The organism is Candidatus Magnetominusculus xianensis (assembly GCA_001541255.1).
In the GTDB taxonomy this organism is placed as follows: domain Bacteria; phylum Nitrospirota; class Thermodesulfovibrionia; order Thermodesulfovibrionales; family Magnetobacteriaceae; genus Magnetominusculus; species Magnetominusculus xianensis.
The window spans coordinates 39124-51095 of sequence record LNQR01000035.1 but is presented as its reverse complement, the minus strand read 5'-3'; the positions used below and the strand labels follow the sequence as shown (position 1 = coordinate 51095).

Below are 11972 nucleotides of genomic sequence, written 5' to 3'. Positions count from 1 at the left end.
TTTGGCAATTGCATAGGCCATGTAGCAGATTGCTATGTGTGCACGTATACGACTTGGGGTCCAGTGAAACACAGGACGAAATTTCAGGTCATGTTTCTGGACTCGGAATGCCTCCTCAATCTGCACAGCGGTCTTGCCGTTTTTTCTCAGCTTGGTTCGTATAAACATGTTGGTAGTGCAACATAAGCAATCAAGAAAGTCATGTGTTATTTACGTGGAGGCACTACATTCCGCGAATTCACTCCCGCCCCAGTGTTTTCAACCCTCGCCGCGCACCCCGTGCATTCCAAGCGATATAGTCGTGATAAACTGCGACTTAAAGTACAACATGGGCTGCTATTTAATTTTGGAAAATGTAGACATAACGGTCAACACAGGGAAGATATAGTCAAGCTGGTCAATAAGTCTTGCCTGTAGCCTTGCCAGAGTTGTCGAAGATTGGAAACCTTGCAACCCCGTGTTTTTGGCAGATATATTTAAGCGATGCGGCAACGACGCCAAGCCCGTATGTAACGCTGCGTGAGAAATTAATAGAGGACGCCTCGTCGAAGTACTTAGTTGGACAGCTTATCTCGCCGATTTTAAAGCCGAAGTGAAGCGCCTGGACAATCATTTCATTGTCAAAGATGAAGTCATCGGAGTTTTTCTCAAATGGAATCGTCTCAAGCAGTTGTCGGCTAAAGGCACGAAAGCCTGTGTGGTACTCTGAGAGCTTTATTCCAAGCAGCCAGTTCTCGAACATTGTCAGAAACCTGTTGGACACATACTTGTAAACCGGCATCCCGCCCTTAATAGCAGTGCCGCCAAGTATCCTTGAGCCTAGCACAAAGTCGTAATGTCCTGATACTATCATAGAGGCCAGCGCAGTAACCAGGCGCGGCGAATACTGGTAATCAGGATGGAGCATTACAATAATATCAGCGCCGCCTTCAAGGGCGCTCCTGTAACAGGTCTTTTGATTCCCGCCATAACCCTTGTTTTTTTCATGGACAATGGTCTTCAGCCCAAGGCTTCTGGCAACGGCAGGGGTATCATCGCGCGAGGCATCATCGACAACGATAACCTCGTCAACATATTCGTGGGGCATCTCATCATAGGTCATCTGAAGGGTTTTCCCTGCATTATATGCAGGCATTACAACTGCGATCTTCTTATTTAGTATCATCTTGTCCCTCTGCCTTTAATGCATATAGCTCTACTATGCCGCCACGCCCGGCAACGAAAGACTCAAACAGTGAAAATACCATAGACAATGAAGTATACAACGGCACGACAAGTGCGGTCAATATGATATCTTGTAGTCGTGCAGCAATAAGGGCACTTTTCCACCTTCTGGGCGCTTTGAGTAACTCATACAGCATGTTCCTTTGCACGCCGGTAATATTCAGCAGCGTCTGAAGCCAGCCGAAAGGTGAATACTCAAGGTCAAAGTGTCTCTTTCTGTCAATATTAAATGAGACCGCTGTCAATAAAGAGGATATCCCCTTGTCAGAAAAATGATATAAATGATAGGGGACATCGAGATGAAACCAGTTTTTTCTTCCGGCTTTGGACTGAATACCGTCTAAATTGGGAACGGCAATAATCAGCAGCCCGCTGCTTTTCAGAAGTCTGTGACAGGCTTGAATCAGTTCTTTTGGATTTGGTATGTGCTCAAGGACATGATTTAAGGTAATCACATCAAAGGATGCCGGTGCAAATCTCCATGTCTGAGGCTCACCGGAGATGACCTCTATCCCATAGTAAGAGGCGGCATTAGAGGCGGCAGCCTCGTCAAACTCAACCCCTGCAACTTCCCAGCCGTCTTCTTTCATTACGTTGAGAAAAAGCCCTCTGCCGCAGCCTATATCCAGGATTCTACCGGTTTTAATGTATTTTTTAATCCTGTTCTTTCTCTTATGCCTGAAATATAAAATAAAGTTTTCAACAAATGGAATAAAGCGCTTACCGGTCTTTTCCCTGTAACTACCGACTGTGTAGAGTTTTTTCAATTCTTCAGCCGTGGGGACAGGTGTGGTTATGCCAACGGCACAGCCTCGGCAGTAGAACACATCATATGTGTCAAACTCACCGGCTATTGAGCTGATTATCAAATCATCTGTTTCGCTGCCGCATATCTTACAAAGCGCTTTGTTTTTCATTAAATAATCCCTGGCACAGACCATGTGCTAATATGTGATGGAAAAAGGTTCGGCTTCACCCGTGTAGTTCTCCCACTTAATTGAAATATTTGTGACAAGGCTGCCTGGCGGCCCCTTGTAGCAGTTGGCTATCACAACGCCCACGTCTTTTTTAGCGCCTTCGAGGACTGCCTCGACGTCCCCGTTGGGGAGGTTTTTGACCCAGCCTCTGACATCAGACCTGCGGGCTATATCCCTTGTGAACGCCCTGAAGCAAACCCCCTGGACGCGTCCTTCTATCGTTATATGTGCCCTTACTTTACCTTCCATAGCGTATATCATGAAGTGCCGTGCAACCACAAGCGCTGCCCGGGGGAAATGCATAGTCGGGAAAAGTGTTGACAATGAAGACTACTCAAAAATATCCTCGATATTGACTTGAAGTCCTTCGATGACTTTGGATGTAACTATGCCTTCAAATGCAGCGATTGAATGTAATTTATACTTTTCATCCTCTATGGTCAATATCTCGACGGTTTTCAGTTCAGGTATTACGATCCAGTACTCAGGTACTCTGTATTTCTCATAAATTGCCTTTTTTATTTCAATATCCTTTTCATAACTACCATGAGATACTATCTCGCAAACCATATCGGGTACGCCTCTTATCCAGTCTTGAAAGATACTCATGTTTTCTTTCTTGATAAACAATATATCTGGTTGAAGGCGGTTAACCCCTTCCTCAAAGATTACATCAAGTGGAGAAAAATAAACCTTCCCTAATCCATTTGTTTTTATGTGATGTCTTATGATTTCATTTAGGTTACCAATAATATCCCGATGTTTCCCAAACGGGCTTGGACCCATAACTTCCTCTCCATTAATAGTTTCGGTAATAATTTCGGTTAAATCTAAATCTATGGTTTGCATATAAGTATTTTATCATTTGGGTCGATGGTTTGTCTATGACGATGAAACTCATTTTCTCTCCCCGTTTTGCACTTCCCCGGCAGCGCTGCACTACCACAAAAAAATACAGGGGAAACGTTGCCGCTTCCCCTTTCTCCCAACCCGAATGTCCCCTATGGGTTGTTCTATGCCGTCAGGTCAAGGCTTTGCACGTTATTTGCTGCGCTTGTGAGCGAGTTCGCCGTGCTGGAGAACTTCGCCATAAGTGAGTTCATTGGATGTGCAGCCATAAGTTCCTGTATTCCAACAGCCCCTTTAGCGGCAGTGTCGATCGCAGAGAATGCCTCTGGTGAGATATTCATCTCAGTCTCGGTTAATTTCCCGTCACCGTTTATGTCATAGGTCTTGATTAAATCCTGAGTTGCAGTGGTTATCTCTTTTTTTATGTACGCCGCGTTTAACTCATTTGCATCGAGCTTGCTGTCTGCATTCGTGTCTATCGAGGCAAACTCCTTCTGGGAAAGCCCAATCTCATCGGCGCTCAATACGCTGTCCCCGTTTTTATCCAGGGTCTTGATCAAGTCTGACGTTTTTTGCTGTGTCTGTTGCTCAAATGTCTTTAAAAAATCGCTATTGTTCGATGCGACATCGCTTTTCCCTTCCTTTGCCGCAAACATCGAAGACAATGCCGATGAAACCAGCCCTGTAACTGCCCCAAATCCAATCATGTTAACCTCCTTACTCAATTATTTATCGTCACTTAGTTAATAATACTTTAATAATTAAAGCCTTAGTAACCGGGCGATTAATCCTATCTTCTTAAAATACGTAGCAAATAACATACCAGTGATTGTGCAGCACTAAACAACCGCTGATAGTGTCATATATAAATGGTTTTGGACATGGGCAGGTATTTTTTTCCCTGTTAGCTTTGGCGGCAAGAAAATACTACCCGTGGTTGAGTCTTCTGATATTACAAAGCAGCCCTCTAAGGCGGTAAGAGCCAAAGGCCGGGTCGTAGGGCGGTGTATCTGCCGTCAGACAATTGGCATTGGACTCCCACAGGCTCTCAAGCTCATTGTCTCTCTCTGGAAACCACCAGCCATGTTCAACGCTTATAACCTGCGGGTGGATGTCCTCTGTTACATGTACTTTAAATTTTGCCTCACCGCGAATGGTTGACACAACCGCCCAGTCACCTTCAGAAATGCCGGTGGCTGCTGCCGCCTTTGGGTGGAGTTCGCAGGACGGCTCTGGGTGCAGCCTGCGTAATGAGGCCACTTGCCGCTGTTCGCTGTGGAAAAACTCCTTGTTTCTTGCCCCCGTGATAAGCACATAGGGATATTCGGCTGACAGCTCCGGCGAACTTACCGGGCTTTCAGGGGGTTCTGCATACTCCGGCAGCGGCGGGTAGCCCATGCGTTTTAGCACAGAGCTGAAGAGTTCCACCTTTTTTGACGGGGTACGAAACCCGTGTTCCTCATATTTCCTGTACTTATGGGGCGGCATATGATAGCCCTTTTGGGCAAGTGCTGCGTGTGTCAGGCCGGTTGATGAGAGCTGGTGGGCATAGATGTCCTTGTATGACATATCTGAGCCGTGTAGTGAGAGCCTCTTTGACAGTTCGTCAATAATCCATTCGTCCTGTCGGCATTCCGCCGTCTGTGTAACGGCAGTCTGGGCATAGGCATAGTTTTCAACAACGAGGGGAAACCCCTGCACATGGTCTATTTCCGTCCAAAAGGCTGCGGGCAGGACATAATCAGCCAGCCGCGCCGTAGGGGTCATAAATAAATCAGTAACACACAACAGCTCAAGGGCATTAAGCGCCTCATAGACCTTCCTGGAATTTGACACAGTAAGCAGCGGATTACCGCCAAACACCAGCAGACCCCTTATTTTATAAGGCACGCCGTCTGTCATTGCGCTAAACAGGGCGGGTATATGGGCCGATGGCATGTAGGCGCGCCAACTGCTCAAAAGTTTAAACTCCTCGCCGCCAAGCCGTTTTTTTGATGAGTCTGGCGGCAGCTTATCCTTTAAAATCGGGTATCCTTTCAGTATATTCATCCCCAGAATATCGCCGCCTGGTACGTCTAAGTTGCCCGTGATTGCCCTTAAAATGGCAACTGCCCGGACGGTTTGCAGGGAGTTTGCATTTTGCTCAAGCCCCAGCCCCCAGTCCAGGACTGCTGGTTTAGACGTGGCGTATTGCCTTGCCGTGTTTACTATTGCCTCAGCCTTTATCCATGTGACACCCTCTGCCCACTCTGGTGTGTACCTTGCAGTGTGTGCTTGCAGCAGGTCAAAACCTGTCGTATGAGTAGCCACGAATTCTTTGTCATACAGGCCCTCGGTAATTATTACGTTTATCATAGCAAGGGCAAGTGCGGCGTCGGTTGCTGGCCTTATCGCAAGCCAGGTCTTACACCTTTTAGCGGTCTCTGACCTCCTTGGGTCAATTGCAATTGTAGCACAGCCCTCAGTCATTGCCCTTTTTACTGCGGGGGCAAGCTCACCGTCGGCACTGGAGACAAGGGGATTATGCCCCCAGAATATAATACACTTAGGCTTAACCTCTCCATAGTAGTCCCCAACGACAAACCCGCCGTAGGTTAAATGGCTTACGGTGATTCTTGGAATGAAGCACTGAGCGAGGCCGGGTTCGTACCAATTTGGTGTGCCGAGGGCATTTGCAAACCTCACAACATGCATGTAGTGGTGCCTGCCGGTGCCTTGTCCTATGGCTATGGACTCCGGGCCATGTGTCTTTCGTAAATCATCGATTCTATTTGAAATTTCATCAAGGGCCTCTGTCCAGCCGATCTCACTCCAGCGGTTTTCACCCCTGCGGCCTGCCCTTTTTAAAGGGTGCTTTAATCTGTCGGGGTGGTTTGCGATGTCCGGCGATTTGAGACCTTTTACGCACATCCATCCTCTGCTGACAGGGCTTTGTGGGTCGCCTTTTATCTTTACTACCCTGCCGTCCTCAACGCTTACAAGCGCGCCGCAGCCGCCATGACATACCCTGCAGATACTCTTAACTACTGGCATTACTTGGTCGGAATTGACAGAGATGGAGTATTGGTTGTAGTCTTGTTTTTGAATATATCAGAGACCTGTTGAGTCAGTATTATGCCGCTTTCGATAGAGATTAGAAATCCCATTATAGTACCAATTGCGGAGAAGTAACTGCCAAGCGTGGCAATCACAGTGGGGCGGACATACACCGCGTCTCCAGCCATTAAATTAATATTTTGGGACTGGTCGCCCTTAAGCGCCCTGTTTAAGTCAACGGTATAGACCTGAGCGCCTCGTATAAGCGATACCTCAGATGTCTTGGCGCTTCCCGTAACACCGCCCGCTTTTGCGATTGCCTGAAGCAAGGTCATAGGCTCTTCCATAGTGATGACGGTTTGATTTGTAACCTCACCGAGGACAAATATCTTCTTGCTCGATATCGTAACGGCGTTTATGCTGACCTTTGGATTGACTATATAATATGCCAACTTCTCCTCAAGTTTTTTCTCGGCATCCTTAACCGGCATATCAGTTACCTTAAACTCACCTATCAGGGGGACAGATATTGTGCCGTCCATTCTGACCTTCATACTGGTCAACGTAAGGTCGTCGTGCCTGAATACCTTTACCGTAATAACATCACCTGAGCCAAGGGCAAAACTTGGGTCGCCGGAGGGCAGGGGTTTTTCCTGAGTTACTGGTATTGGATTGTTTACACCGGCAGTGGCACATCCGAAGGAAAACAACACCATAACGGCAACAAGCCTTAAAAGCAGCGTCCCCGCCGTGCCAGATTTACATCGCTGATTAAACATCGCAGTAGTAAACATAACATAGTGCGCCGATATGTTTCAAGTTTAACAGTTATTCCTGATGAAAAAAAATATATAGCGCTGCTATCTTACATTCCTGCCAGATGATGATGTAAAATATACGCTGTTCTTAGAGCTATCAGAGATGGCAAGGGGGGCAGGAGGTAAAATGGCATTAATTGTCAGCGGTTTATTAGCTGCCTTATTAATCGGCAGGCTTGTCAGGCTAGTCCTGGTCAGGCTAAATATAATAAAGGGCGGCGCCCGCACAATCACCAATGCAATCAACGACATTGTATTAACCTATTTAATCACCTTTGGCGTAATCTTGTTAATAACCAGATGGCAGGCAAGGCTGTTTATTCCGGGCATTGCTGTAATGATTCTTTACGACATCGCAAGACTTAAACTGTCTGCCCTGAACCCCCGCAGCTTCGAGCACCAGGACAGCGGCTGTAATCAGCCTTCTGCTGAGGCAGACGACCCATATACGATACTTGGCGTACACAAAAATGACTCAATAGATAAGATTAAACGGGTATATCTAAAACTTCAGGAGGCATACCACCCCGATAAACACGCTGCTGACTCGACCGAGGCATCGATGGAGCAAAAAAATAAAAAAATAAAACAAATCAACGCGGCTTACGAGTGGATTTTAAAAAACCACGCTACGTGACTTTATTCACACAATCCTCTGAAGTCCGCCGCACGGCCTTATGGTATCCTGATATGGTATATTGAAAAATATGCAAACTTAATTTTATGATATGGTAAGCAGAGATAACCGTATTTGTTGCTATACAGATTATAATCTAAGAGGAGGCATTAAATGTCGGGAGCTGGAAATATTGATGTACTAATGGACGAGAATAGATTATTTCCACCATCGAAGGAGTTTTCCGAAAAGGCCCATATCAAAAGCATGGCTGAGTACATGAAGATATATGAGCAGTCTATAAAAGACCCTGAGGGGTTCTGGTCCGGCATGGCCGATAAAAATCTTCACTGGTATAAAAAATGGGATAAAATACTTGATTATGATTTCAACAAGCCATATGTCAAATGGTTTGAAGGAGGCAAGCTAAACGCCTCATACAACTGCCTTGACAGGTTCATAAAGACCCCGGCAAGGAACAAGGCCGCGATTATCTGGGAGTCCAACAATGGACTTACCCACAAGACATACACATATCAGCAGCTCTACTATGAGGTCAACAGATTTGCCAATGTACTGAAAAAGCATGGAATTAAAAAGGGCGACCGGGTGACAATATACCTGCCAATGCTCCCTGAGACGGTTATATCGCTCTTGGCATGTGCAAGGGTTGGGGCAATTCACAGCGTCGTGTTTGGTGGTTTCAGCGCCCAGGCCTTAAAAGACAGGATACAGGACTGCCAGTCCAAATTGGTGATAACGGCAGACTACGGCGCCAGAGGCAGCAAGTTTATTCCTCTTAAAGCAAGTGCGGACGAGGCCGTTGTTCACTGTCCCTCTGTTGAAAAAATGATAGTTGTCAAAGACCAAACCGCCTCCCTTGAGGCAGTAGCAGCCACAGCCGGACGGGATTTTTGGTGGCATGACGAGATAAACGCCTCGGACATTAAGTCCTACTGCGAGCCGGAGTGGATGGACGCCGAAGACCCGCTGTTTATACTCTACACCTCCGGCTCAACTGGAAAGCCTAAAGGGGTGCTGCATACAACAGGCGGCTATATGCTTTATACAAACGCTACGTTTAAATGGATATTTGACTACAGAGACGAGGACGTGTACTTTTGTACGGCAGACATAGGCTGGATAACCGGACATAGTTACATCGTATATGGCCCGCTGAGTAACGGCGCTACGGCGATTGTCTTTGAGGGAATCCCCACGTACCCTGACCCCGGACGGCTGTGGAGTATTGTAGAAAAGCACGGCGTGAATATATTTTACACCGCCCCTACGGCCATCAGGGCGCTTATGAAAGAGGGAGACCACTGGGTTAAGCGGCATGATTTGTCGTCTCTGAGGCTCATCGCCTCAGTTGGTGAGCCAATAAATCCGGAGGCATGGATGTGGTACTACAACACGGTTGGAGGGGGGAGGCTGCCGATAGCTGATACATGGTGGCAGACTGAGACAGGAGGCATCCTGATAACCCCGCTTCCAGGCGCTATGACCCTAAAACCCGGCTCGGCGTGCAGGCCGTTTCCCGGCATAGTCCCCGCTGTATTAAAAGAAGACGGCACACCTGCAAAAGCAAACGAAGGCGGTTATCTCACTATAACAAAACCGTGGCCAGGAATGCTCAGGGGGACATACGGCGACCCTGAGAACAAGCGAATCAAGGAGGTCTATTTCTCCCGCTTCCCCGGTGTATATTTCAGCGGAGACGGCGCCAGAGTTGACGAAGGCGGCGACTACTGGCTGATGGGCAGAATAGATGACGTAATAAATATCTCCGGTCACAGGCTTGGCACTGCCGAGGTGGAATCCGCCCTTGTAAGCCATGAATCAGTTGCCGAGGCGGCTGTAGTAGGGTTTCCTCACGATATTAAGGGTGAGGGGCTGTATGTGTATGTTACATTAAAAGAGGGCTATACGCACTCGGGTGAGTTAAAGAAAAAACTCATCGACCACGTAAGGGCAGTAATCGGGGCAATTGCAACGCCTGATAAATTACAGTTCTCCCCGGCGCTGCCAAAGACCAGAAGCGGTAAAATTATGCGCCGGATACTTAGAAATATCGCCAAAGGAGATGTTGACAACCTCGGTGACACAAGCACACTGGCAGACCCGCTGGTTGTGACAGACCTCGTCAATGGAAGACAGTAGCAGTGGACACAGCGCTCCTGCTTGACGGCATACTTCGTTCCTCTATGGACATGGCCATAGCGGCAGCCGATCTGGATTTAATTGTCAGATACGTCAATCCAGCGGCAGAGAAGATGCTAGGCTGCAATGCCGCAGATGTCATAGGCAAGTCTGTGGCATTAGTTCATATGATAGGGAATGTCGCTGCGGAGCGCTTTGACGCAGCAATGGAAATACTCAGAAGAGACGGCGAACATGTCTTCACTTTTATGAACAGCAACTCAGGAGGCGAACAGCAGTATATAGAAGCCAGGGTATCAGCCATATGGAGTATAGAACACACCCTGATAGGCTATGCAATGGCAGCCCGCGATGTAACCCAACGCAGGCTCTCGGCGGAATCCCTTCAGTACCGCGTCCAGATAGATAAACTTATCGCATCTATATCGACGAGTTTTATAAACATAGCAGCAAGCGAAGTAAAGTCAGAGATCAGAAATGCCCTTGAGCGTGTTGGAATCGTCCTGGGGGTTGACAACAGCTGCGCAGTGCTTAACTCAGACGAAGGTGTTCCAGATGAGCTGTTCCTGTGGAGCCCACACCAGCTTCCGAACACTTCGGGGAAATGCAACACACAGTTGCTTGAACTCAGAGAGGACAACAAACTACAATTATTCACATCCAACTCAATGTCATGGTTTAGGGAAATGATTGGCAAGGGAGAGGTTCTCTGCATAAACACGCTGGACACTGTACCTGAGCCTGAGCGGTCAATTTTGTCGAGCGAAGGCCTGAAGTCGATGATAGTTGCCCCCATGTCCTTAGCTGGAGGATTTCTTGCCTTTTCTACTATCATGTCCGAAAGGCACTGGAGCGCTGAGGATATCCTGTTAGTAAAAATGATAAGTGAGATATTTGCCAACGCCATTACAAGAGGTAAAAACGAGCAGATGCTTAAGACCCTAGCACACTATGATGCGTTGACCGGCCTGCCAAACAGGATACTGTTTAACGACCGCCTGAACCAGGCCATAGAGCAGGCAATGAGAAATTCACGCCTGATGGCGGTGCTATTTCTTGACCTCGATAATTTTAAGCTGATAAATGACACACTAGGACATAATATAGGGGATTTGCTGCTAGTAGAGGCCTCGCAGCGACTTCTCAGCAATGTACGCAAGTCTGACACGGTAGCCCGCATGGGCGGCGATGAGTTCACCATTATCCTAAGCAACATAGCGAGGGATAAGTATGCGGTCAGCGTGGCGAATAAAATAATCGACGCCATATCGAAGCCGTTTCACCTCAACGGTCATGAGTGTTCAGTTGGCGTGAGTATCGGAGTCAGTATCTTTCCCAATGATGCCGCTGATGCCGACGTTCTGCTGAAAAATGCCGACATAGCCATGTATCAGGTAAAAGAACGGGGAAGAAATGGTTTCCAGTTTTACTCTGCGGGCATGAATACGCGGGCGGTCAAGCGTCTTAAGATTGAGAACAACCTTCGTAAGAATCTTGAAAAACAGCTTTTTAAGATTACATACCAGCCGCAGCTCGATATAAACACAGGTATGATTATTGGACTTGAGGCACTGCTGCACTGGGAAATCACCGCAGTGGAGGATGTCAGCCAAAGGGAAATCGTCTCTGTCGCCGAAGAAAGCGGCCTTATCATACCAATAGGCCAGTGGTTTTTACGCTGTGTTTGCGCACAAGGCAGCCAGTGGCAAGCACAGGGATTTCAGCATGTGCATATCGCCGTAAAAATCCACACCCGTCAGTTTAAACAGGAAAATCTGACCGGCATTATTAAGCAAACCCTCGATGAGACCGACCTAGTCCCCAACAGCCTTGAGCTTGAGCTGACAGAAGGCACAATAATGCAGGACGTGGAGCAGTCTATCGGTATTATCAAAGACTTAAAGGCAATCGGTCTCTATATCACTATCGATGACTTTGGAACCGGCTACTCCTCTCTGAGCCACCTAAAGCGATTCCCTATAGATTCGTTGAAAATCGACAGGCAGTTCATAAAAAATGTTACAACAGACATGGACTATGCAGCCATAGCAAAGGCAATTATTGCGCTGGCACATACGCTGAACATGACGGTTACTGCCGAAGGTGTAGAGACCGTCGAACAGCTTGAGTTCCTCCGTTCGCTGAAGTGCGATGAGGCACAAGGAAACCTGTTTAGCTCTCCCCTTTCTGCCGAAGACATATCTCAACAGTTGATAGAGGAGCAATATTTCATCATATTCAAAAGAGAGACAGGCGGCACCGCCCCTCACTCTGGATAACACGCACACC

10 protein-coding genes are annotated in these 11972 nt (G+C 47.4%); 3 read left to right on the top strand and 7 right to left on the bottom strand.

Annotated features, from left to right (window positions below; translation table 11 throughout):
• Nucleotides 1-397: 397 nt before the first annotated feature.
• The 7 genes from ASN18_RS05640 to ASN18_RS05610 all read right to left on the bottom strand — a co-directional run bounded on the left by ASN18_RS05640 (nt 398) and on the right by ASN18_RS05610 (nt 6880).
• Nucleotides 398-1165 carry a glycosyltransferase family 2 protein gene (locus ASN18_RS05640; RefSeq protein WP_085051771.1) on the bottom strand — a complete coding sequence of 256 codons (768 nt, stop codon included), beginning with the start codon at nt 1163-1165 and terminating at the stop codon, nt 398-400.
• Nucleotides 1152-2141: a class I SAM-dependent methyltransferase gene (locus ASN18_RS05635; protein WP_236861543.1), complete on the bottom strand. Its 990-nt coding sequence runs from the start codon at nt 2139-2141 to the stop codon at nt 1152-1154. The genes ASN18_RS05640 and ASN18_RS05635 overlap by 14 nt, the downstream gene beginning before the upstream one ends.
• 27 nt (nt 2142-2168) lie before the next feature.
• Nucleotides 2169-2450 (bottom strand): acylphosphatase, encoded by a 282-nt coding sequence (locus ASN18_RS05630; protein ID WP_085051769.1) that lies wholly within the window; start codon nt 2448-2450, stop codon nt 2169-2171.
• An 81-nt stretch (nt 2451-2531) separates the two neighbouring features.
• Nucleotides 2532-3050, bottom strand: coding sequence for a Uma2 family endonuclease (locus tag ASN18_RS05625; RefSeq protein ID WP_085051768.1), 519 nt, complete (start codon nt 3048-3050; stop codon nt 2532-2534).
• 164 nt (nt 3051-3214) lie between these two features.
• Nucleotides 3215-3757, bottom strand: a complete 543-nt coding sequence (locus ASN18_RS05620) for an EF-hand domain-containing protein (RefSeq protein WP_085051767.1) — start codon at nt 3755-3757, stop codon at nt 3215-3217.
• Nucleotides 3758-3977: 220 nt separating this feature from the next.
• Nucleotides 3978-6083, bottom strand: coding sequence for a molybdopterin-containing oxidoreductase family protein (locus tag ASN18_RS05615; RefSeq protein WP_085051766.1), 2106 nt, complete (start codon nt 6081-6083; stop codon nt 3978-3980).
• Nucleotides 6083-6880, bottom strand: coding sequence for a polysaccharide biosynthesis/export family protein (locus ASN18_RS05610; protein WP_085051765.1), 798 nt, complete (start codon nt 6878-6880; stop codon nt 6083-6085). Before ASN18_RS05610 ends, ASN18_RS05615 begins: the two co-directional genes overlap by 1 nt.
• A gap of 151 nt (nt 6881-7031) precedes the next feature.
• Here ASN18_RS05610 and ASN18_RS05605 point away from each other — a divergent pair, with 151 nt between their 5' ends.
• From ASN18_RS05605 to ASN18_RS05595, 3 genes are all read left to right on the top strand, one after another.
• A complete protein-coding gene (locus ASN18_RS05605) occupies nt 7032-7541 on the top strand; it encodes a J domain-containing protein (RefSeq protein WP_236861541.1) in 510 nt (169 codons plus the stop codon).
• Between the two features lie 153 nt (nt 7542-7694).
• Nucleotides 7695-9683, top strand: a complete 1989-nt coding sequence (gene acs / locus ASN18_RS05600) for an acetate--CoA ligase (RefSeq protein ID WP_085051763.1) — start codon at nt 7695-7697, stop codon at nt 9681-9683.
• A gap of 2 nt (nt 9684-9685) precedes the next feature.
• Nucleotides 9686-11962, top strand: a complete 2277-nt coding sequence (locus ASN18_RS05595; RefSeq protein ID WP_085051762.1) for a bifunctional diguanylate cyclase/phosphodiesterase — start codon at nt 9686-9688, stop codon at nt 11960-11962.
• Nucleotides 11963-11972: the final 10 nt, after the last annotated feature.

What these genes read in the sequence shown, in the direction of transcription:
- ASN18_RS05635 (WP_236861543.1), bottom strand. Translation starts at nt 2,141, where the DNA reads ATGAAAAACAAAGCGCTTTGTAAGATATGCGGCAGCGAAACAGATGAT.
- ASN18_RS05625 (WP_085051768.1), bottom strand. Translation starts at nt 3,050, where the DNA reads ATGCAAACCATAGATTTAGATTTAACCGAAATTATTACCGAAACTATT.
- ASN18_RS05615 (WP_085051766.1), bottom strand. Translation starts at nt 6,083, where the DNA reads ATGCCAGTAGTTAAGAGTATCTGCAGGGTATGTCATGGCGGCTGCGGC.
- ASN18_RS05605 (WP_236861541.1), top strand. Translation starts at nt 7,032, where the DNA reads ATGGCATTAATTGTCAGCGGTTTATTAGCTGCCTTATTAATCGGCAGG.
- acs (WP_085051763.1), top strand. Translation starts at nt 7,695, where the DNA reads ATGTCGGGAGCTGGAAATATTGATGTACTAATGGACGAGAATAGATTA.
- ASN18_RS05630 (WP_085051769.1), bottom strand. Translation starts at nt 2,450, where the DNA reads ATGGAAGGTAAAGTAAGGGCACATATAACGATAGAAGGACGCGTCCAG.
- ASN18_RS05640 (WP_085051771.1), bottom strand. Translation starts at nt 1,165, where the DNA reads ATGATACTAAATAAGAAGATCGCAGTTGTAATGCCTGCATATAATGCA.
- ASN18_RS05610 (WP_085051765.1), bottom strand. Translation starts at nt 6,880, where the DNA reads ATGTTTACTACTGCGATGTTTAATCAGCGATGTAAATCTGGCACGGCG.
- ASN18_RS05620 (WP_085051767.1), bottom strand. Translation starts at nt 3,757, where the DNA reads ATGATTGGATTTGGGGCAGTTACAGGGCTGGTTTCATCGGCATTGTCT.